Below are 22,698 nucleotides of genomic sequence, written 5' to 3'. Positions count from 1 at the left end.
AAATTATTTTTCAATCATAGTATAGTGTAATTCTAAGCCTTTTGAAGTGGTTACAAAACCATTAATATTTATAGAACCATCATGAACCATTTTATGATGAAGTTTGCAAAGAGGAATAAGATTATATTTATGATTTGCATTTATATGCCCAATAAACCCATCTGAATTTGCTTTTGATTGTTCAACTATATGATGAACCTCATCACAAGCTCTACCACAAATTATACAAGTCGAAGTATAAAGATTACTATTATATTTTGAACTATTTTTATGAGTTAATCTTTCAATTTTTGTATAATCATCACTCAATCTTTTTCTAATCTCATTTGCAACATTTAAGAATTCTCTATCCATATGCAAAGATTTTGCAAATTCTAAACCATAAATAGATGAGCCGCTACCATAGTCTAATTTTCTATTAAAAACTAGTTTATCTTCATCGTCAACATACATGACTGCAAGATGTAAACAAATTATATTTTTTAATTTTTCTATCTCTGGAATTTGTGGTAATTGATGTAAATGAGTTGCAAAAACAAAAAGTGCTTCAAGACGAGCCAATTTTAAAATAGCACTTGCAACAATACTAAGTCCACTTAGAGTCTCTGTACTATGGCTTATTTCATCACCTAAAATAAGTGATTTTTTAGTTGCTCTATTAAAAATATTTTTTAGATCCATCATTTCAACAGCAAAACTCGATAAACCTTTTGCAATATTATCAGCCCCACTAATTCGTGTGAAAATTGAATCAAAAATAGAAAATCTCATACTCTTACAAGGTACAAAAAATCCAGCTTGTGCCATAATAACACTTATACCAATAGCTTTCATTAAAGAAGATTTGCCTGAAGAATTAATTCCAAACAATAAAACTCCATGCATTTTATTATTCTGCAAATTTATAGAATTTGAGTTTTTAATAATAATATTATCCTGATACTCTTTTGATGCTAGATTAAGCTCTCCTAAAATAATATCATTTGGTACATAAATACCACTTTCTTCATTACTTTCTATTATTGGATGTCTAAGTTCTATTAACTCTATAAAATTCTCATCATCTTTTGTTTTTACAATTTTAGGACATGTGTAATTGTACTTTTTACTAGTTTTTATATTTGAAACAGTAAGATCAATTTCAGCTATGAACATTACTAGTTCAGAAAGTAAAGTTGCAAATTTCTTTTCAAACTCACAAAGTTTCTCTTTGAATACAATTTTATTAATTTCCACAATTTTTTTTAGATTATGAACATACTTATCAGATATATCTTCCATCAACCTACAAGATATTTTTACACTGTTTGTTTGAGTTTTAATTGTAAAATCTTTGAATAATAATAAATCATTATCTATAATTAAATGCGATTTTAGAAGTTCATCTTTTATTAAATTAAATCTGTTTTTCGTCAGAGTTAAGAAAAACCCCTCTTTATCTAATCTATTTATTCCAACATATGATTCATCATCACTTTTTAAGAAACCTAAAATATGTTCTTTTATAATTTCTAATTTAGAAAACAATAAATCATTTTGTTTATTTAATTCATCTATTTGGATATTTATACCACTTGTTATCATATTTGTATCAACATCTTTAAGCATAAATTTTCCACTTACGCTTAAGTCAAAAGTACTATTTATAGATTTTATAAAACTTTCACACTCCTCACTGCTACATGGAGGAGTCACAAACTTATAACTTTCCATAAACTTAACAATCTCTTTTATACTTATTAAAGAATCGTATAAATAGTTCAATTCAAATGGATGAAGTCTAACTAGTTTTATTCTTCTAGTTAACCTTTCAATATCATATATATTTGCTAATTCATTCTCTATTGGAGCATGATAATCATAAAGTTCTTTTGAAAGATTGTATCTTCGTAAAAGTTCTTTTGCATCTTTTATAGGATTTGTAAGTCTCTCTTTTAAAAGTCTTTTCCCCATAGCTGTTGATGTGTTATTTATTAATTTTATTAAACTTAAATTATGAGTTGTATCTATTATATTTAACTGTTCTAATGCATTGTTACCAAGATAAATATACCTGCTAATATCAAGTTTTATTGGATTAGATAATTTTTGAATTATTGCACTATCGTGAGCTATTACAAAATCTATTAAAATTGCTAAAGATTCAGTTGATAATGGACTTCTTTCCATATCCAAATGTTCTATTGGAGTAAGTAAAGATTCTATGTTAAAAACATTTTTAAATAGCTCATTTTGATAAGATATTTTTGGTCTGAAATTTCTTAAATGATAACTCTTTAAATTTAATTCTAAATAATCTATTATCTCTTTTTGATTTATATTTTTATCAGCTATTGTAAGAATTACTTCACTTGTTTTATGCATATTCATATAATTAAATACTTCATCTAAAGCAAAAAACTTATCTTCAGAACTTCCAAAAACTTCATTGTAATAACATTTTGCAGTTGTTACATCAATTGCACTATATCCTATTAAATAGTTACCTCTTATTTGATCAACAACTATTGAAGTTACAAAATTATCATCTTGATCAACAACAAAATCAAAATTTGTTCCTGGACTTACAACAACATCTAAATATCTACTTACATTTGGTGGCGTACCTTTTTGTCTGATTATTGCAATTGTATACTTTTGCTCAGCAATAATTCTTGCAAGATGTTTTTCAAATGAAATTGCAGGGACACCCGCCATAATAGGATTTTCTTTTGAATTTTCTAAAATAGATTTATTTTTTCTTGTTAGCTGGATATTTAAAAGTTCAGCTATCTCTTTTGCTTTTCCTATTTGCTCTTTATCATTATTTACTTCGTATACTTCAAAAAAAGTTCCAATTTCCATAAGAACTAAAGCATTTTGACCATACTTTTGTTCAAATAACTTTTGAAGTTTAAAATATGTAATAGTTAGAAGTTCACTTCTATTTTCTAAAAGTTCAGCAACCTCTTCTCTCACTATTTTCTAACTCCAGTCCAATCTCTAATTAATTCTCTTTCTTGTTTCGTAAGTTCAGCATCTTTATGAAGTAATGTATATGCAGGAAGCGGCATTGATGAATAAACCGTTCTATAAATAGCTTTTAATTTCTCATTTTTTTGAACATAATTATATTTTTCCCAATTTGAGAAATTCAAGGCTCTAGTTCCTTCATTAGTATGGTTTGTAACAACCCAAGAAAATGGTGCAACATATGAGTACCAAGGATAATCAATCTTATTTGAATGACAATCATAACAAGCTCTTACAAATATTTCTTTAATCTCAGCTGGAGCAATTATTTCATTTGAAATATCATCTTTATACACAACTTTTTCAGGTCTTATAAACTGCATAGCAGCAAAAATCAAAACTACAACAATCAAAGCTCTTATCATTAAAACACCATCTCATATAATCTATTTATTTCATCATTAAAAATATTTAAACTAATATTTCTTCCATATCTTTTAAACTCTTTTTTTTCAAAAAAAACTAAAATTGTAGGCGCAGTAAATATATTAAAATAGCTTGCTAGCTCAAAGTTCTTAGTACTATTTATGTAAATTTGTTTAATTTTTGAAAAATTTTTAGAAACTTCATGTTCAATTTTTGGTTTTAAAACTTCACAAACTCCACAATTTGTTGCTCCAAAATATAACAATACAGATTTATTTTTTTCTAAAATCTCTAAAATTTCTTCTTTTGTATTTAACTCTATCATATATTTATAAAAGATAGGAGTAAACCTATCTTTTCATACCTGATGACCACAATTTTTTGTAAGTCTATTTTTTTGAGATAAATATGAATTTAATGCACCAATATAAGCATTTGCAGTAGCAAGCATAGTATCTATACTTAAACCATGTCCTACAAATGCAGGAGTCGTATCATCAAAACTAACTCTTGTTGTTACTTTTGCAAGAGCATCTTTACCTTCACTTACAGATATAACTTTATAATCCTTTAACTCTCCAGAGTACCCTGTTAATCTATCAATAGTTTTAAAGATAGCATCCATTGTACCATCTCCTAAACCAGCATCTTTGATTATTTCACCCTCAAATTTAATTGAAACAGCAGCTGTAGGCATACCACTAGAACAATCACTTATTTGTAATCCAACTAACTCATAAATTTTATCATGATTTAATGCTTCATCCGTAATTAACATTCTAACATCATCATCAGTAATATCTTTTTTCTTATCAGCTAATACTTTAAATCTTTCAAATGCACTATTTAACTGTTCATCACTAACTTTATCAAATCCTAATTGAGCAATTTTATCTTTAAATGCTGCTCTACCACTATGTTTTCCTAAAATTAAAGTACTATCTTTTATAACTCCAACATCACTAGGTTTCATAATTTCATATGTTTCTTGATGTTTTAAAACACCATCTTGGTGTATTCCACTTTCATGAGAAAATGCATTTTTACCAACAATCGCTTTATTTTGTTGTGGTTCAACTCCAGTAATTGTTGCAACTAATCTAGAAGTTGCATAAATCTCAGGTGTATTTATTGAAGTATATAAATCTCTAAATACATCTTTTCTCACTTTAATAGCCATAACAGCTTCTTCTAAAGCAGAATTTCCAGCTCTTTCACCTAAACCATTTATTGTAACTTCAATTTGTCTTGCACCATTTAAAACAGCTGCTAAAGTGTTTGCCGTTGCTAATCCTAAATCGTTGTGATTATGAACTGAAATTATTGCTCTATCTCCCGCATATGCACTTAATTCTTTTACCATTGCACCTAATTCAGTCGGTAATCTATACCCAACAGTGTCTGGTAAGTTTATAGTTTTCGCACCTGCATTAATAACAGCATCCATAACCTCTTTCATAAATGAAATTTCACTTCTCCCAGCATCTTCTAAAGAAAATTCAACATCATCTACAAAAGTTCTTGCATACTCTACAGCATGAATCGCTCTTTTTATAACTTCCTCTTCACTCATTTTTAATTTATATTTCATATGAATTGGTGAAGTTGCTATAAATGTATGAATTCTATGTTTTGGTGCATGAGAAACTGCTAGACCTGCTTGCTTGATATCATTTTCAACAGCTCTACTTAATGAACAAATTCTTGAATTTTTAACTATCTTTGCTATTTGGCTAACTGCATCAAAATCACCAGGACTTGCAGCTGCAAAACCAGCTTCAATAACATCAACACCTAATTTTTCTAACTGTAAAGCAACTCTAATTTTTTCTTCAGTGTTCATAGAACACCCTGGACTTTGCTCTCCATCTCTTAAAGTAGTATCAAATACTATAATTTTATTTTTATCCATAATATTTACCTTTTAGTTTCTTAATTGATTATATCTTTTTTTAAATAAAAAAAGAAAAACAGATTTTAAAAATACGATTTTATTTTAGTTGTAAAATATACGATTAGAGTGAGAAATTGAGGAGCAAAGAAGAGCTTGAACTTTCAATGAAATTGCTTTTAGAAATAAATATTTTCATATTACTCTCCTTTTTTTAAAATTAATTATTGAAGTATATTTTATTTTTTTCAATTTGTCAAGGATAATTTTTATCTTCTTCTAAAATTTAGACTTTTTAATAAATCATTTTTTGTAATAAGTTCATTTCCATTTATATCTGCAATAGTTCGTGCAACTTTCAGAATTTTATTAATGCTTCTAAAAGATAATTCTAATGAATCATCTAGTGTGATAGTTTCATTATCAAATAAAGTACAAATTGTAATTCCCTTTTTAGTTTTAACTAACATTTAAACTCCTTATATTTTTTGTTAGTTAATTCTATAATTAAAAAAAGATACTACTAAAGAAAATTCACAAAATGAGATGAAATTTATTATTATTTTTATATTTCATAGTTAATATAACTTAGAATAGTTTTTTAGTTTATGATTAGAAATATTTTATATTTTAGATGTATGATTTATAGGGAAATAGTATTTAGTAAGTTAATTGGTTAATATTACTTAGAATTCATTTATACTTGTATTAACCATACCTACAATCGTAAAACTAGGCATCCCTTTTGTAAAACTTGCTTCAACTTCGACAACTGTTGCATCAATTAAATCTTGAACTGCTGATTTTATAATTCTCATAAATTTTACATAAATAATTTTTTTTATTATATATAATTATTAATAAAATATAAAATAATATGATTCGTTTAAAACATTAGGTGATATAATAAACCAAAAAATTAGGATTTTATATGTCATCAACTATGAACTGTCCCGATTGTGAAGCAGAAATTCTATCAAGAATGGGAACAATTTGTCCAAATTGTGGTTTTACAGTAGGCTACTTTAATGGGACAACAAAAAGAAAAAAATATGGAAAATTCTTTGCTCTTACTGTATTTGCTCCATTTTTCTCATTTTTAACTATACTTTTTGGACAAGTAAATATTTACAGTTTTTTAATTGCTATAGCAATCTTTTTTTATTTAGCAATAAAAGCTTGTCCTTATAATTTTAAAGATATTTTTGTATCAAAATTTGAAAAAATATTTTTTTGGATAGTTTGGGGATTTACAAACGGATTTTTGTTAGTTTTAATAATAAATATACTAAAAAAAGGGATTTAAAAGAGAAATTATTTTTTCTCTTTTAATTTCTTTTTCCACTCTTTTTCAAACTTTTGTCTTTTTGTAAAAGATAAGTTTTCTATAAAAACGTGACCTTCTAAATGTTCCATTTCATGTTGCCAAGCAACAGCTAAAAAATCTTCACATTCCATAGTCTGTTTTTCTCCAAATCTATTATAATATTCAACAATAATATGTTTTGCTCTTGTTACATCTTCACTAAATCCAGGAACACTAAGACAACCTTCAGTAAAAACTTGAACACCATCTTTATGTGTAATCTTTGGATTTATAGCTTCAATAAGATCATTCTTATCTTGAATATCTTCTTCATTTGGGATATTAATAATAAGTATATTTTTAGGAATTGCAACTTGAATAGCAGCTAATCCAACTCCAGATGCTGCTATCATAGTTTCATACATATCATCCAAAAGAGTATGAAGTTCTTCATCAAACTTTTCAACATCTTGAGACTTTGTTCGAAGTAATTTATTTGGATATGTAATAATTTCTCTAATCATATTAATTTCTTATTTGTGTTTTTCTATAACTTCGTCAATTAGACCATAAGCACAAGCTTCTGCAGCACTCATAAAGTTGTCTCTATCAGTATCTTTTTCAATCGTTGCAAAATCTTGCCCTGTTTGACTAGCTAAAATAGAGTTTAAAGTATCTTTTAATCTTTGAATCTCTTTTGCTTGAATTTGAATATCCGTAGCTTGTCCTCTAGCACCACCTAATGGTTGGTGAATCATAATTCTAGAGTTTGGAAGAGAATATCTTTTACCTTTAGTACCACTAGAAAGTAAAAATGCTCCCATAGACGCTGCTTGACCTATACAAATAGTACAAACATCAGGTTTAATATAATTCATTGTATCAAAAATAGACATTCCAGAAGTTACTACTCCACCTGGAGAATTTATATATAAATAGATATCTTTTTCAGGGTCTTCAGCTTCTAAAAAAAGAAGCTGTGCAACCACAGTTGAAGCAACTGCATCATTTATTTCACCACTTAACATGATAATTCTATCTTTAAGAAGTCTTGAATAAATATCATAACTTCTCTCACCTCGACCAGTTTTTTCAACTACATATGGTATGTAACTCATATTTCTTCCTAAAATTATTTTGCTAATTTCTCATCAAATAGTTTAGAGATAACTTTCTCTTCAATAATTGACATTTTAATTGCAGGTAAATATCCAGCTTCTTGATATTGCTTAATAACATTTTGTGGATTTTGACCCATTTGTAATGCTTCAAAATATAATAATTGAGTAACTTCTTGATCACTTACATCAACTTTTTCTGCTTTTGCTAAAGCATCAATAATAAACGTAGCTTTTACAGAGTTTGTAGCATCTACTTTTAACTCTTCTCTTATAGCTTCAACTTTATTTGCATCTTCTTTAAGCTCATTTATTTCAGCTTCACTCATATTTCTAATTTTGTTATTTAAAGCAAAGTTAACTTCTTGATCAACAACTATTTTTGGTAATGCAAAGTTGATTTTTTCAACTAATGTTTCTAAGAAAGTTGGTTTTAACTCTTCTCTGTAATAAGTAGCTTTTTCAGTTGCAACAATTTGCTCTTTAATTTTTTCTCTTAAAGTATCGATTGTTACATCTTTTTCATTTGGTAACATTTTTTGTGCAAATTCATCATTTAACTCAGGAGTTACTCTTTCTTGAATTTCATGTAAAGTTACTTTAAATACAGCTTCTTTTCCAGCTAAATCTTTTGCTTGATACTCTTTTGGGAAAGTTACAACAATATCTTTTTGCTCATCATATTTCATACCAATTACTTGCTCTTCAAATCCTGGAATAAAAGAATTAGAACCTAATAAAAGAGGATATTTCTCAGCTTTTCCACCTTCGAAAGCTACACCATCAACAAAACCTTCAAAATCAATCACTGCATAATCACCATCTTTAGCAGCTCTTTTTCTAGAAATTTTTTCTAAAGGTGCAGATTGACTTGCAATTTCTGTAAGTCTTGCATCAATTTTTTCAATTCCAACTTCTACAGCTTTAACTTCAGGAACTAAAGTTTTATAATCACCTAAATCAATTTTTGGTTTACAAGCTACAGATATTTCTAACTCTACGCTTCCATCTTCTTTTTTATCAAATTTAGAGATATTTGGTTCTCCTATTAAATCATCATTTTTAAGTTCAAGAAGTTTTAATCCCTCATTTAAAACTTTTCTAATAGCCTCACCTTGTGCATCTTCTAATAGTTTGTCTGCATATCTTTGTTTTACAACAGCAACAGGAACTTTACCTTTTCTAAAACCTTGAACATTCATAGTTTTAGCAGCAGCTTTTGCTACATTGTCTAAGTTTTTTTCAATTAATTCTTTTGAAAGTGTCGCAGTTATTTCAACATTTGCTTCATCAACTCTATTTACTTTAAATTCCATCAAATTTACTCCGATTTTTAATTTTAGCAATTATTCTATCTAAATTTAAATAAGGCTTTTCTTTAAGTGAGTATTTATAATATTTTGAAAAACAAAAGAGTTAATAATCTTTTGTTTTTCTCATTTGAAGTAGTTCTCTTTGAACAGATATATTTATATCTTCATTCGCTTCAAAATTTAGTGAGTAGTTTCTTCCATCATAATCAACAGAATTTAGAATAATTTTTAAAGCTTCTAATCTAGCTAAATGCTTGTTATCACTTCTAATTATGTGCCAAGGAGCGCTTCTTGAAGTAGTTCTTCTTAACATTTCATATTTTTTTTCAGAAAATTCATCCCATAAATCTTGGGCTTGCATATCAACCTCTGAGAATTTCCATTGTCTCAAAGGATCATGAATTCTTCTATCAAATCTTCTTTTTTGCTCCTCTTTTGAAACAGAAAAATAAAGTTTAATTAAAATCATTCCTTGTCTTACTAAATCTTGCTCAAAATTTACTATATCTTCCATAAAAATTTCATGCTCTTCAGGTGTACAAAATCCAAAAATTGGCTCAACCATTGCTCTATTGTACCAGCTTCTATCAAATAAAACTACTTCTCCACCTGTTGGAAAATGTTCTATATATCTTTGTAAAAACCATTGATTTCTTTGAGTTTCAGTAGGTTTTCCAAGAGCAACAACTCTATAATGTTTATTATTCATATATCTAGTTATTCTTCTAATTGCTCCACCTTTTCCTGATGCATCTCTTCCTTCAAAAAGAATAATCATTCTTTTATTCTCTTTTTCAAGCCAATCTTGAAGCTTAATTAACTCAATTTGATAAGGTTTCAAATCTTGTAAATCATAAATTTTTTGTATTCCTTCTTCTAATACATCTAATTTTAGTTTCTTGTAGTCTTTTAATAATGATTTTAAAAATTTATTTTCATCTTTTAAAGCTTGAATTTCATCATTTGTTTTAGGATTATTTTTTAAAGAATTATTACTTTCAATATTTTTTTTCTCATTCTTTAAAGAATTTGGGTTTTCATTTTCTTCAACAACTTTTAATTTAAAATCTTCAAACAATATTATAGCTTTTTGCAAAGTTAATCCATCTTTCTTTGAATATCCTAATACTTTTACATATCTTTTTTTATCATGTTGGAATCTTGCTATATACTTTTTCCCAAAAGTAGGATGTTCTTCTTTTGATATATAAAGTCCAACTTGAGATGTTTTATCGAAATCATTTAAATTCATTTATCTTCCTTTTTCATCTTTGAAGCTTCATGTTTTTGTTCCATATTTTCAAGTTCACAAGAACCATCTATTATAATTTTTTTATCTATTTTATATAAAGTTTTTTCTTCTAATTTTTTACTATAATCTACACTGTTTAAAATATGTTTTATACAATTTAATCTAGCTTTTTTCTTATTATCACTTTTTACAACAATCCAAGGAGATATAGGAGTATGTGATGCCATAAGCATTGAATACTTTGTAGCACTGTATTTATCCCATAATTTTTGTGCTTCTTGATCTATTGGTGATATTTTGTACTGTTTCAATAAATCAGTTTCTCTTTTTTTTAATCTTTTTTCTTGTTCTTTTTTCGAAACAGAAAAATAAAATTTAAATAGAATAATCCCCGATTCTACAAGCATTTTCTCGAAATCTGGTACATCTCTTAAAAATTGCATATGCTCTTCTTTTGTACAAAATCCCATAACAGGCTCAACTCCTGCTCTATTGTACCAGCTTCTATCAAATAACACTATCTCACCTGCACTTGGAAGATGTTGTACGTATCTTTGAAAATACCATTGAGTTTTTTCAACATCACTTGGTTTTTCTAAAGCAACAATTCTTGCGCCTCTTGGATTTAGATGTTCTGTTACTCTTTTTATAGTACCACCTTTTCCAGCAGCATCTCTTCCTTCAAAGATAATTAAAACTTTAAGACCTTTTTCTTTAACAAAGTTTTGTAACTTTAAAAGTTCAATTTGAAGCAAAGTTAACTCTTTTTGGTATTCTAAAGTTGCTTTTTTAACCCAAATCTGAACTTTTTTTTCTCCATCTTCAACTTTCTCAGCAAGCTCTTTTCTTTTTCTCTTTTTATCTTTTCCATATTCGATGTCTTCAATAGTATCAATTACATCTTTATCTTCAAAAGTATGTTTCAATAAGCTTCTATCATGCCCCATTTTTATATCTCCTAAAATTCCTAAGAAAGTCTCATTTTATAATCTTCATAACCAAAATTTTTTACAATTTTATATGAACCTTCTTTAGTTTTTATAACAATTGATGGTAATTTTATACCATTAAAAGTAGTTGTTTTTACCATTGTATAATGAATCATATCTTCTAGAATTATTCTATCTCCTACATTTAAAGGCTTATCAAAAGAGTAATCACCTACAATGTCCCCTGCTAAACAAGTATTTCCACCTAGTCTATACGTATATTTTTTTTCAAGTGGTAATGCACTATCTCTTATCATCGCACGATATGGCATTGCTAAAGTATCAGGCATATGAGCTTCTGCACTAGTATCTAGTATTGCTAAATTCATTCCATTATTAATTACATCCAGTACTGTAGCAACTAAATAACCAGTTTGCCAACCAACAGCTTCACCAGGTTCCATATAAACTTCAAGATGTGGATACCTAGCTTTAAAATCTTTTAAAAGTTTAATCAATCCTTCTACATCATAATCAGCTCTTGTAATATGATGTCCTCCTCCAAAATTTACCCATTTTAATCGAGAAAAATATTGAGAAAAGTTTTTTTCAAAATTTGCTAAAGCACCTTCAAGAGCATCTACATTTTGTTCACAAAGTGCATGAAAATGGAAACCTTCTAAAAACTGTAATTGAGATTCATCAAAATTTGCTTTTGTAATACCAAGTCTTGAATTTGGAGCACAAGGATTGTATAAATCTACTTCTACACTTGAATATTCTGGATTTAATCTAACTCCTAAAGATACTTTTCCAAAAGCTTTATCTTTGTATCTTTTTAATTGATTAAAAGAGTTAAAAACTAGATGGTTAGAGATAGATATTATTTCATCTATCTCTTCATCTTTAAACGCTGGACTATAAGTATGAACTTCACCACCAAACTCTTCTTTTGCTAAAAGAGCTTCATGAAGTCCTGAAGCACAACAACCTCTTAAATATTTTTTACATAAATCAAAAGTTGAATGCATAGCAAAACCTTTTAGAGCTAAAAGAATTTTAACTCCAGTTTCATCTTGAACCTTTTTTAAAAGTTTTAAATTCTTTTCTAAAAGTTCTTCTTCACAAACATAAGCAGGGCTTGGAAGTTTTTCAAAACTATCCACTATTTCATAGTTTTTAAACATATTATTTAGCATCTAACTCTAAAATTTTCCAAGGAAGACCTTGAGTCATTAACTCATCCATAAATGGTTTAGCATCAAACTCTTCTATATTAAATACTCCTGTATTTTTCCAAATACCTTTATATAATAATTTAGAACCAATCATTGCTGGAACTCCAGTTGTATAACTTACTGCTTGTGCTCCAGTTTCTCTATAACACTCTTGGTGGTCACAAACATTGTAGATATAAACTTTTCTTGGTTTTCCATCTTTAATACCTTCAATAATACAACCAATATTTGTTTGTCCAACAGTTCTAGGACCTAAAGATGCTGGATCTGGTAATAATGTTTTTAAGAACTCAATTGGAATAATTTTTTGTCCTTGGTGTTCTACTGGCTCTATACCTAACATTCCAACATTTTGTAAGCAATTCATATGTTGAATATAAGAATCTCCAAAAGTCATAAAAAATCTAATTCTTTTTAAACCTTTAATATTTTTTGCTAATGATTCCAACTCTTCATGATATAGTAAATATGAAGCTTTTACTCCAATTTCAGGATAATCATGATCTACTCTAATCTCTAATGGTTTTGTTTCAATCCATTGTCCATTTTCCCAGTATCTTCCATTTGCAGAAACTTCTCTTAGGTTAATCTCTGGATTAAAATTTGTTGCAAATTTGTATCCATGATCACCCGCATTACAATCCATAATATCTATATAATGAATTTCATCAAATAAATTTTGTTGAGCATATGCACAAAATACTCCAGTAACACCTGGGTCAAATCCTGAACCTAAAAGTGCCATGATTCCAGCATCTTTAAATTGTTTATCTCTAGCCCATTGCTCTTTATATTCAAATTTTGCTTCGTCTGGATGTTCATAATTTGCTGTATCTACATAATCTACTCCACATTTTGCACAAGCATCCATAATTGTTAGGTCTTGATAAGGTAATGCTACGTTTAATACTAATTTTGGATTTACTTTTTCTATTAATTTTACTAATTCATCTACGTTATCAGCATCTACTGAAGCTACATCGATTTTTACACCTTGATTTTTTAAAATATCAGCAGCAATTGCTTCACATTTTGAAATAGTTCTTGAAGCTAAAGTAATTTTTTCAAATGTATCAATATTCATTGCACATTTAACAGTAGCAACTCTACTTACACCACCTGCTCCAATAATTAAAATACCTTTTTTACTCATTTATTGACTCCATTATATTTTTATATAAATATTATACAATTTTAAACTAAAATAAAAAGTGAAGTAATTAATAATTTATAATTGAATAACATTTTGATTACAATTAACAAACTTTTAATAATTACTTATGTAGACTTCAACTTTAAGTTATGGGGATGACTTGGTATCGATTAGAGCAGTGAGTATTAGTTGCATGTCGGCCTGAACATGCCGTTACGCGGTTCATTTTTTTTAGACGCAAACAATACAAATTACGCTCCAGCTTACGCTAAAGCTGCGTAAGTTTAACAACTTATTGACTCGCCTAACGGCTTGAGTCTTCGGAGGCTGGCACTACAGATTCTATCTATGTAGATTATTGCTGGTTCACCCTAGATAGATTATCTTTGAGGGAGTGATTGAACTTTAAAGAGAAATTTTAGATCTTAGCTTTATGATTGCTTTTGGAAGTTGAGTTGTCGTAGAGCGAAATTATTCAACTTTGCTAAGCATGTAGACGCTAATATAAGCTGTTTTAAGACTGCGGTTCGATCCCGCACATCTCCACCAATTCTTTTTTTAAAACCACAATTACACTTTATAACATCTCTTTACAATCAGGTTTTATTTAATTTCTCATAAACAAGTGTTTTAAAATCAATTTATATTTTAATACTTAAATAAATTCAATTTATCAATCTATATTATCGCTAGGCATACCTATATAATACCCTTGTGAATAGGAAATTCCAAGTTCAATCACTTTTGCCTGTAATTTTTCATCTGATATAAATTCTGCTACTACTTTGATATCCATTTTTCTACAAAAATTTAATATTGATTTTATTATTTCAACTGAATTTTCATCATCTAAAATTCTTTTTACAATACTTCCATCTATTTTTACATAATCTGCATCTATTTTTACCAGATACTCAAAATTGCTATATCCACTTCCAAAATCATCAATAGCTACCTTACAACCTTTCTTCTTTATTTTATTTATAAATTCATATACAGGATCATATGTAGTTATTTTTTCAGATTCAACTAACTCTATAACAAGCTTATTAGAAACCTTATATTCATCAATTTTTCTAAATAAGAACTCATTTAGTTCTTCATTTAAAATATCTTCTACTGTAAGATTAATAGAAAATTCATAGCTTGAATCTGCAAATTTACTAAATGACTTTTCAATCACAACTTTTGTGATATCGATATATTGCTTTGATTTTTTTGAAATCTCTAAAAATTTATATGGAGATATAATTTCTCCATCTTTATCTTTCAATCTAACCAGTGATTCATATTTTTCTATTTTTTTTAGTTCATTGTTATAAATTGGTTGATAATAAACTATGATTCTATCTTGTTTTAATGCCAATCTAATATTTTCAGACCAATATATATTCTCTTCAAACTCTTTTTCAATATTTAAATCTTTAGAATATACTAATATATTTTTTAAATTTTTTTGAGCATATTTATTAACTATCTCTGCAGTGTTTATAAGTCTTTCATTATTTTCAGAAGAAATACCACAAGTTAAAACTATACTAAATTTTTTTATATCTAAATCAATCAAAGTATCTTTTAATTGTTCTATGTAATTTTTAAAAATATTATAAAATTCTGTAGTAGTTAGATTGGGATCTAAAATAGCGAAAGTACCTTCAGCAATTCTATATATACTAAATTTATTTTCTAAATAAACACTAAAAATCTTAGAAAATTTCAAAATATATTGATCTGCAATTGCATGACCATAGAAATCATTTATTTGTGAAAAATCATCTAGATTTATTATTGCTAAGTTGTTTTGATTATTTAAAGGAATATCTAAAATAAGTTTTTCTTTATTAAAAAATCCTGTTAAAGAATCTTTTTGCATTATTTCTAATTGCGTTATATCTTGTGTAAAATTAACTATTTTTATTGTTTTTTTATCAATATCAAATATAGGTGTATAAATAGCTTGAACCCAAACTTTTTTTCCATTTTTTCCAAGTCTAAGATATTTTCCACTTTCATGAATACCTGAACGTAATTTATTCCAAAACTCTTTATATTCATTTGATTTAACATAATCCTCTTCACAAAACATACTTTGATGTTTTCCAATAATTTCATCCAAAGAGTATCCTAATGAATTTAATAAGTTCTCGTTTGCATTTAAAACAAATCCATTCATATCAAATTCAATTACAGATTGAGTACTATTTATAGCTTTTATTTTTGCAGAATAATCTAAGCTTTCTAATTTTTTAGAAGTTATATCTTGTGCAAATTTTAGTATTTCAAATATTTGGCCATCTTCATTTATAAGTGGTTTATAAGAGGCTTGAATAAAAATAGATGTACCATCTTTTTTTATACGTTTAAACTCTTCAGTCTGAACATACCCATTTGTTAAATCATTCCAAAATTGTATATATTCAGATGAATTTGCATAATCAGAATCGCAAAATATTCTATGTTTTTTACCTACAATTTCTTCCAGTTCATAGCCAAAAAGTTTTAAAAATTTTTCATTTGCATCTCTTATTGTTCCATCTGTTTTAAATGAAACAACTGCGTAATGTTGATTAATGGCCTTCTCTATAGCATCTTGTCTTAATTTTTCTAAATTCATGCTTCTACTTTATTTTGTAAAATATTATTAATTTCACTACTTATGCTATTTTATTGATAAGTTTAGTTATTTTCACCATTTCTAACACTATATTTTAGCAAATTATTACGCTATATCGTATAAAAAAAGATAAATTTAATTAAATAAATCTATCAAATTTTTATTATTTTTGTATAGAAAGTGCGTACTCTTTTTCTAGTTGTTCAGGATTATTTTTTAACATTAAAATTATATTTTTTGAAAAGTCATCAGGGAAAATTTCAAAAGTTTTATTATTTACACCATTAAAAACTTCTTTAACAATTTCATAAGGTGTAGCTTTATTTGCTTTTAAATTTTGTGACATTCTAGTATCTATTGGTCCTGGAAAAACTTCAAAAACATTTATAGATTTTGTTCCTAGTTCAGCTCGAATAGCTTGCATAATAGAGTGTAAAGCACTTTTTGAAGCACAATATTGTGCCATTATTGGAAGATTCATAAATGCAAGCACAGAATTTATAGTTATTATTGAACCATTTTCTTTTATTTTTGGATAAAGTGCTTTACAAATATTTAATGTACCAAATGTATTAACCTCAAAATCATTATTTAAGACTTCAAAAATTCTTTTTTCATTATTAACACCTGCATTATTTACAAGTATGTCAATAGAATCTATTGAACTTTCTAAATTATTAATATCTGTTAAATTTGTTAAATCCAATTTTATTGGTTCGATTCGTTTATCAATAGCATCTATATTTTTTATATCTCTTGCACAACAATAAATTTTTTGAACATTGTTTTCTAAACAATATTTTATAAATGCTTGCCCTAATCCTCCATTTGCACCAGTGATTAGTACTATTTTATTTTCTAAATTCATTTATTCCTCTTTTTGTAAATTTTCGTAAACTCTATTTAATAATTTTATTAATTCTTCTTTTTCCTCTATAGTGAAATTTTTAGTTAAAAGATTGTTAAATTCTGATGAGATTGGAACTATCATATTTACCAGATCAATTGCTTTATTTGTTGGATAAATATTAATTATTCTTCTATCATTGTGATTATGAACTCTTCTTAGTAAATCTTTTTTTTCAAGTCTATCTATACTTCTAGTTGTATTTGCCTGATCTTTATATGTAGAGTCAGAAAGTTCTTTTTGAGTCAACCCTTCAGATTCAACAACTCTAAAAACTAAAGACCATTGTTCAGGAGATATATCAAACTCTTTTATTTTTTGTGAAAATAAAGCTTTTGATTGTATAGATGTCTTATTTAAAATAAACCCTAAAGATAAATTCATATCAAATTGCATAAAAACTCCATATTGAAAATCAAATTATAATCTAAATTTAAGTACTTGTCAAAACAACTATTATTTACTATAAAATAGAAAATAAACAAATCAACTTTAGACTTAAAATCTCAATTATGTTATATTTACACGATAAATTAATTAGAAGGTTAAAACTGTGACAAATAAACAGTTAGAGAAAAAAGATATAACTATAATTCCTATGAAAGAATCAATGATAAATGAAGTTGCACAGATAGCTTCTATGACACTTGGTAGTTCATTTGTAAACGAAGATATTTTGAATAATGATATTAATTTATGTGCAAAAATAGATGAAAAAATAGTTGCTTATGCTACAAGTAAATTTATTGACTTAGATTATTTAAAAAAGATTACAAAAGATAAAAAAATAATTATAAATGATGAATATAAAAAAATTGGATATATTGATTCAATAGCTGTTCATGAAAATTATTCAGGTCATGGGATTGGAACTTTATTACTCAAAAGCACAATTTCCAAATTAAAAGAAAATAATATAAAGTTTGCAATAATGGCTGGTTGGAAAAATAAAGAACAAGTTAATATCAGAGGATTAGCTCTAAAAGAAGGTTTCAAAGAAGAGTTTATAATCGAAAATTTTTGGAAAGAAGATAGCATAAAATTTAATTTTGACTGTACAGCCTGTGGCAAACCTCCTTGCTTATGTTCAGCAATAATTTATACGAAAGAGTTAGAATGAAAAATATAATAAATGACCAAATATATATAATTGGAGATGTGCATGGTTGCTATAAATCTCTCTTAGCTTTAATTGGGCAATTACCAAATAAACAAAACTCTAAAATTGTTTTTGTTGGAGATTTAGTTGATAGAGGAAATGACTCATACAATGTTATTAAATTTATAATTGAGAATAAATATGATTGTGTTAAAGGAAATCATGAAGATATGCTTTTAGAATTTGGTCCAACAAAAGAAGAACCGCTTGTAAATGATGAATCTAGAGACTGGTTGTATAGATGTGGGGGAAATGAAACTTTAAAATCATATAAAACACGAGAAGAATATTTTGAACATTATGATTTTTTAAACTCTTTGCCTTTATATCTTGAATATAAAGATTATAAAACGCATGACAGTAGATATTTAGTTGTTAGTCACTCAAGTATTGGAAGAGTGTGGGAATTAAGAGATAGCCAAGATAAAATTGATAAAGAAATATTTGAAAAACATATAATGTGGAGCAGAAAATCAAGCATTGATATAAAAGAGATATTTAATGTTTATGGACATACTATTTATGCTGAACCAAATATAACAAATTATAGTATGGGAATAGACTTAGGATGCTTTCATAAAAAAGATATTTCAAAAGTTCCAAATCCAAGACTTTGTGCCTTAGAATTTCCAAGTATGAGAATATTTACTCAAGAAAGTTTAGAAAATCCAAAATAATTTTTTTATGGTCAAAAACTAATTTATCAAGAGGTATCTCATCTAATTTATACACGAATACCTCTTTTGCATCATCTTGTGCAATAGGATTTCCATAAGCTTTACAAACATAAACAACCGATGCAGTATGAAATCTCTCATCTCTTTTTGGATCTGAATAAACTCCTAATAATGATTCAATAGAAATATCTAATGCAGTCTCTTCTTTCATTTCTCTTACAACTGCATCTTCAACAGTTTCTCCAATATCAACAAATCCACCAGGAATAGCAATCCCAAAAGGCTTATTTAATCTTTCGATTAAAACAATTCCTTTAAAATTTTCATTCTCATCATATAGCTTTATTATTCCATCTACTGCTAAAAAAGGTGTTTTTATCACTTATTCTCCAATTCTTTATATAAATTCTTTTTTTAAGACTTTTTTTGTTTTCTTTCTATTGTACATTTGCTTATCTGTCTCTTTAAAAAAGAACTCTATATTTTCTCCTCTATACTCTTTATACCCAATACTCATCCCTATTTTATAGTTTATAGCAATACTTGAATTATTAAATAATTCTTCAAGTTTTGAAGATATTTTTGAAGCATTATTTTTATTTGGTTCATAAAGTAAAATTATAAACTCATCCCCACCAAATCTAAAAATCTCATCACTTTTTCTAAGATTATCCCTTAAAAAATTAGCAACTTCTTTTAAAGCTTCATCTCCTTTATCATGCCCCATATTGTCATTAACTTGTTTAAAATTATCTAAATCTATAAACATCATACTAAAAGCTTTTTTATTTAAAAAATAATCCTCTACAGCCGTATTAAATTTTTTATCAAAAGCTCTTTTATTATAAAGTTTTGTAAGCTCATCAGTAAACAAATCTTCTTCTAACTGCTCTTTATGTTCTTGTTCTTTATCATAATTTTTACCAATAATAACAAACCCTATAATCTGATTTTGTTCTATTATAGGTGTTATAGTTTGTTTTTCATAATATAACTCACCATAAGCATTCTTATTACAAAAAATTCTACTAAATGGACTTTTATTTAAAAGATTTTCCCATAATTTTTTATAAAAGTTTTCTGTATGATAACCTGATTTTAATATTCTTGGATTATTTCCTATAAGTTCTTGTATACTGTAACCTGTTCTTTGAGCATAGGCTTTATTAACATAAATATAATCTCCACTAGTATTAAAAAGAGCTATAGAAACATTATTTTGGTCTATTGCTGTTTGAAATAATTTAATTTCATTTAAAATAGATATATCTTTTTGGATAGAAAGAAATGCTATAAGTTTTTTATCATTATCATATACAGGCGATATATTCCATTCTACCCAATACTCTTTTCCATCTTTTCTGTAGTTTATCGCTTTACCTTCAAAATGTTCTTCTTTAATTAAACACTCTTTTAACCTTTGAAGTACCTTTCTGTCAGTTTTTTCACCTTGTAATATTCTTGGAGTTTTATTTATAATTTCTTCAATTGAATAACCAGTCATCTTTAAAAAAGCCTGATTAGCATATAAGATTTTAGGATGCTCATCATCTAAATAAGGAGTTGTTATAATAATAGCATTATATGAATGTTCAAATATTGTAAGTTCATATGAGTCAAGTTCTAAAGTATCGTTAATTATTTTCATATAATGCTCGTTTTAAAAAAGAAGAAGAATAGTATCTTCTAAATAATTTTAAAAATCTCCTTCACCATCTTCATTTATAAATATTTCGTCCATTTGTTTTACTGGGAAATTTGGTAATTTAAATTTATCATCTTTTATATCAATATTGAAATTTGCTATTTTTGCTTCTTCCATTTGCATACCACTAGATGATTTACTAATTTGTCTTAAAGGAACACCATTATATGACCAGATTCTATCATCACCAAGTTGCCAAACATCACATTTATAACCTAAAACAACCTCTGTTCCAATAAAAGTAGCTCCCATTTTTTGAAGATTTTCTTTATTTAAAAGAAGTCTACTAGAACCATTTTCATCTGCAGCAACTTTTGATGAGTATATCATTTGATCATCAAAATTAACAATAAACATTGTATCTTTTGATATTTTTACTATTTCTCTCTCTTTTTCTTCTTCTTCAAAAACTTTCTGAATCATAGTTGTATCAGTTATCTCTAAATCACCAAAATCTTTAAAATATAATTTACTGCTTCCTTTTATATAATCTTTTTTATTTTGACTTTCTGCAACTATTGCATATTCTATAATTCCTGATTTTACATCATAAGCTTTACTTTGAGCTGCAAACATAGAGGATGCAAAAAGAATTGAACTAAAAATAAATTTCTTATACATATCTTTTCCTTGAAATTTTATACAATTATACAATATTAAAAATAATTGCCAATATATTTACCACCAAATGAACACCACTTTTTAATAATATAAATAAAAAATTTGGAGGTTTAAAATGTCTTATTCAAAGAAAAGATATTTAATTTATTTTTTTATTACAATATTTGTAATGATTACACCATTTATTACCATAAATGACAATCATCTTTTATTGCTATCATTTGAAAGGTTACAGTTTCATTTTTTAGGAGTTGCATATAACGTAAATGAACTTTATGTAATGCCATTTTTACTAATGTTTTTATTTATAGGAATATTTGCAATGACTTCAATTTGGGGTAGAGTTTGGTGTGGATGGGCATGTCCACAAACTATATTTAGAGTAATTTATAGAGACCTAATCGAAAGTACTATTTTAGATTTAAGAAGAATTAAAAATAAACAAAAAGATATAGATTACAAGAAAAAATCAAATCAAATTAAAAAATATGTATCTATATTTTTATGGATTGTTATCTCTTTAATTATATCTTCAAACTTTATGCTTTATTTTGTACCACCTGAAGATTTCTTCAAATACTTACAAGACCCTTTAAATCATAGTTTTATGATTATATTTATACTTAGTATAGCTTTCTTTCTAGTGTATGATATTGTTTTTATGAAAGAAAATTTTTGTGTATATATTTGTCCTTATTCAAGAATACAATCTGTTTTATATGATGATAATACAAAACAAGTAACTTATGATTTCAATCGTGGTGGAAAAGTTTATGAAAATGGTGTTCAATCTATTTTTAAAATTAATCAATGGAAAAATAGTGAAGAGTGTACAACTTGTGATGCTTGTGTAAAAATTTGTCCTACACATATTGATATTAGAAAAGGACTTCAAGTTGAATGTATAAATTGTCTTGAATGTAGTGATGCTTGTAGCACAGTTATGGGAAAACTTGGAAAATCTAGTTTAATAAATTGGGGAAGTACAAATAAAGTTTTAACTAATAAAAATATCTCAATATTTACTAAAAAAAATATAACTTATTTTGCTTCACTATTTTTATCTATTTTTCTAGCATTTTTCTTTTCGCTTGAAAAAGAGCAATTTTTAGTAAATGTAAATAAAACAACAGAACTTTACAAAATTAACGAAGATAAAAAAATTGTAAATAATTACATTTTAACTATTCATAATACTCAAGATACACCTTTGACTTTTGACATTAAATTAAAAGATGAAAATAATTTTAGAATAAAAAGATTCGAAGAAATTTCACTTGAAGGTGGTAAAAAAGCCAAAAAGGTTCTTATAATAGAGAGTTTAAATGATTTAAAAGATATTCAAAATAAAAATATTCCTATTTTTATAGAAGTTTACACAAAAGAGAAGGATTTTAAAGTTATTAAAAAATTAAATTTCTCAAAATCTTAAAATCT

The 22,698-nt window shown here is 26.6% G+C and carries 22 protein-coding genes, 1 other RNA gene and 1 pseudogene; 5 read left to right on the top strand and 19 right to left on the bottom strand.

Translation table 11 applies throughout. From position 1 onward, the window contains the following. Positions 1-3: 3 nt before the first annotated feature. The 6 genes and pseudogenes from ACBT_RS04125 to ACBT_RS11770 all read right to left on the bottom strand — a co-directional run bounded on the left by ACBT_RS04125 (position 4) and on the right by ACBT_RS11770 (position 6,087). Positions 4-2,958: a MutS-related protein gene (locus tag ACBT_RS04125; protein ID WP_024774858.1), complete on the bottom strand. Its 2,955-nt coding sequence runs from the start codon at positions 2,956-2,958 to the stop codon at positions 4-6. Then, positions 2,958-3,377 carry a heme-binding domain-containing protein gene (locus ACBT_RS04120; RefSeq protein WP_024774857.1) on the bottom strand — a complete coding sequence of 140 codons (420 nt, stop codon included), beginning with the start codon at positions 3,375-3,377 and terminating at the stop codon, positions 2,958-2,960. Before ACBT_RS04120 ends, ACBT_RS04125 begins: the two co-directional genes overlap by 1 nt. Then, complete coding sequence (locus tag ACBT_RS04115; protein WP_024774856.1) at positions 3,377-3,703, bottom strand: thioredoxin family protein; 327 nt, start codon at positions 3,701-3,703, stop codon at positions 3,377-3,379. Before ACBT_RS04115 ends, ACBT_RS04120 begins: the two co-directional genes overlap by 1 nt. A gap of 33 nt (positions 3,704-3,736) precedes the next feature. Next, positions 3,737-5,290, bottom strand: coding sequence for a 2-isopropylmalate synthase (locus ACBT_RS04110; RefSeq protein WP_024774855.1), 1,554 nt, complete (start codon positions 5,288-5,290; stop codon positions 3,737-3,739). Between the two features lie 248 nt (positions 5,291-5,538). Continuing rightward, positions 5,539-5,658: pseudogene (locus ACBT_RS11875) on the bottom strand (magnesium chelatase subunit ChlI family protein); the annotation flags it as partial. 297 nt (positions 5,659-5,955) lie between these two features. Further along, the gene (locus ACBT_RS11770) at positions 5,956-6,087 is read right to left on the bottom strand and encodes a hypothetical protein (protein ID WP_266095957.1); all 132 of its coding nucleotides are present in this window, start codon (positions 6,085-6,087) and stop codon (positions 5,956-5,958) included. A 113-nt stretch (positions 6,088-6,200) separates the two neighbouring features. On the opposite strand from ACBT_RS11770, the gene ACBT_RS04100 reads away from it, so the two are divergent. Then, positions 6,201-6,575 carry a hypothetical protein gene (locus ACBT_RS04100; protein WP_024774853.1) on the top strand — a complete coding sequence of 125 codons (375 nt, stop codon included), beginning with the start codon at positions 6,201-6,203 and terminating at the stop codon, positions 6,573-6,575. 8 nt (positions 6,576-6,583) lie between these two features. On the opposite strand, the gene def is transcribed toward ACBT_RS04100, so the two are convergent. The 7 genes from def to ACBT_RS04065 form a co-directional block, all read right to left on the bottom strand. Further along, positions 6,584-7,099, bottom strand: a complete 516-nt coding sequence (gene def / locus ACBT_RS04095; protein WP_024774852.1) for a peptide deformylase — start codon at positions 7,097-7,099, stop codon at positions 6,584-6,586. Between the two features lie 9 nt (positions 7,100-7,108). Then, entirely contained in the window at positions 7,109-7,693 is a 585-nt protein-coding gene (clpP, locus tag ACBT_RS04090) for an ATP-dependent Clp endopeptidase proteolytic subunit ClpP (RefSeq protein ID WP_024774851.1), read from the bottom strand. Positions 7,694-7,707: 14 nt separating this feature from the next. After that, positions 7,708-9,009 (bottom strand): trigger factor, encoded by a 1,302-nt coding sequence (tig, locus tag ACBT_RS04085; RefSeq protein ID WP_024774850.1) that lies wholly within the window; start codon positions 9,007-9,009, stop codon positions 7,708-7,710. Between the two features lie 100 nt (positions 9,010-9,109). Beyond that, entirely contained in the window at positions 9,110-10,258 is a 1,149-nt protein-coding gene (gene ppk2 / locus ACBT_RS04080; protein ID WP_024774849.1) for a polyphosphate kinase 2, read from the bottom strand. Next, a complete protein-coding gene (gene ppk2 / locus ACBT_RS04075) occupies positions 10,255-11,205 on the bottom strand; it encodes a polyphosphate kinase 2 (RefSeq protein WP_024774848.1) in 951 nt (316 codons plus the stop codon). Before ppk2 (ACBT_RS04075) ends, ppk2 (ACBT_RS04080) begins: the two co-directional genes overlap by 4 nt. A gap of 20 nt (positions 11,206-11,225) precedes the next feature. Further along, positions 11,226-12,374: a carboxynorspermidine decarboxylase gene (gene nspC / locus ACBT_RS04070; protein ID WP_024774847.1), complete on the bottom strand. Its 1,149-nt coding sequence runs from the start codon at positions 12,372-12,374 to the stop codon at positions 11,226-11,228. A 1-nt stretch (position 12,375) separates the two neighbouring features. Next, positions 12,376-13,578 (bottom strand): saccharopine dehydrogenase family protein, encoded by a 1,203-nt coding sequence (locus tag ACBT_RS04065; protein ID WP_024774846.1) that lies wholly within the window; start codon positions 13,576-13,578, stop codon positions 12,376-12,378. A gap of 151 nt (positions 13,579-13,729) precedes the next feature. Between ACBT_RS04065 and ssrA the strand changes: the two genes are divergently transcribed. Then, positions 13,730-14,127: a transfer-messenger RNA gene (gene ssrA / locus ACBT_RS04060) on the top strand. Positions 14,128-14,251: 124 nt separating this feature from the next. Here the strand turns inward: ssrA and ACBT_RS04055 are convergent. The 3 genes from ACBT_RS04055 to ACBT_RS04045 form a co-directional block, all read right to left on the bottom strand. Beyond that, on the bottom strand, positions 14,252-16,192 hold the full coding sequence (locus tag ACBT_RS04055) for a bifunctional diguanylate cyclase/phosphodiesterase (protein ID WP_024774845.1): 1,941 nt from the start codon (positions 16,190-16,192) through the stop codon (positions 14,252-14,254). 163 nt (positions 16,193-16,355) lie between these two features. Then, entirely contained in the window at positions 16,356-17,060 is a 705-nt protein-coding gene (locus tag ACBT_RS04050) for an SDR family NAD(P)-dependent oxidoreductase (protein WP_024774844.1), read from the bottom strand. Then, complete coding sequence (locus tag ACBT_RS04045) at positions 17,061-17,495, bottom strand: MarR family winged helix-turn-helix transcriptional regulator (RefSeq protein ID WP_024774843.1); 435 nt, start codon at positions 17,493-17,495, stop codon at positions 17,061-17,063. It lies immediately after the preceding gene. A gap of 157 nt (positions 17,496-17,652) precedes the next feature. Between ACBT_RS04045 and ACBT_RS04040 the strand changes: the two genes are divergently transcribed. Both ACBT_RS04040 and ACBT_RS04035 read left to right on the top strand, forming a co-directional pair. Continuing rightward, a complete protein-coding gene (locus ACBT_RS04040) occupies positions 17,653-18,219 on the top strand; it encodes a GNAT family N-acetyltransferase (RefSeq protein ID WP_024774842.1) in 567 nt (188 codons plus the stop codon). Next, complete coding sequence (locus ACBT_RS04035; protein WP_024774841.1) at positions 18,216-18,935, top strand: metallophosphoesterase family protein; 720 nt, start codon at positions 18,216-18,218, stop codon at positions 18,933-18,935. The genes ACBT_RS04040 and ACBT_RS04035 overlap by 4 nt, the downstream gene beginning before the upstream one ends. Here ACBT_RS04035 and ACBT_RS04030 read toward each other — a convergent pair. Genes ACBT_RS04030 through ACBT_RS04020 form a run of 3 tightly spaced genes read right to left on the bottom strand, consistent with a single transcriptional unit; the run spans position 18,904 to position 21,261 of the window. Beyond that, positions 18,904-19,317, bottom strand: coding sequence for an NUDIX domain-containing protein (locus ACBT_RS04030; protein WP_024774840.1), 414 nt, complete (start codon positions 19,315-19,317; stop codon positions 18,904-18,906). The two genes, ACBT_RS04035 and ACBT_RS04030, sit on opposite strands and share 32 nt — an antisense overlap. 15 nt (positions 19,318-19,332) lie before the next feature. After that, positions 19,333-20,583: a sensor domain-containing diguanylate cyclase gene (locus tag ACBT_RS04025; protein ID WP_024774839.1), complete on the bottom strand. Its 1,251-nt coding sequence runs from the start codon at positions 20,581-20,583 to the stop codon at positions 19,333-19,335. A gap of 48 nt (positions 20,584-20,631) precedes the next feature. Then, on the bottom strand, positions 20,632-21,261 hold the full coding sequence (locus ACBT_RS04020) for a LolA-like protein (protein WP_034218488.1): 630 nt from the start codon (positions 21,259-21,261) through the stop codon (positions 20,632-20,634). 115 nt (positions 21,262-21,376) lie between these two features. Here ACBT_RS04020 and ccoG point away from each other — a divergent pair, with 115 nt between their 5' ends. Continuing rightward, complete coding sequence (gene ccoG, locus ACBT_RS04015) at positions 21,377-22,693, top strand: cytochrome c oxidase accessory protein CcoG (RefSeq protein WP_024774838.1); 1,317 nt, start codon at positions 21,377-21,379, stop codon at positions 22,691-22,693. Positions 22,694-22,698 lie beyond the last annotated feature (5 nt).

The sequence above is a fragment of the Aliarcobacter cibarius genome (assembly GCF_013372265.1).
GTDB classification, from domain to species: domain Bacteria; phylum Campylobacterota; class Campylobacteria; order Campylobacterales; family Arcobacteraceae; genus Aliarcobacter; species Aliarcobacter cibarius.
Note: the sequence above shows the minus strand (reverse complement) of the source record. Positions and strands in the feature narration are given on the sequence as shown.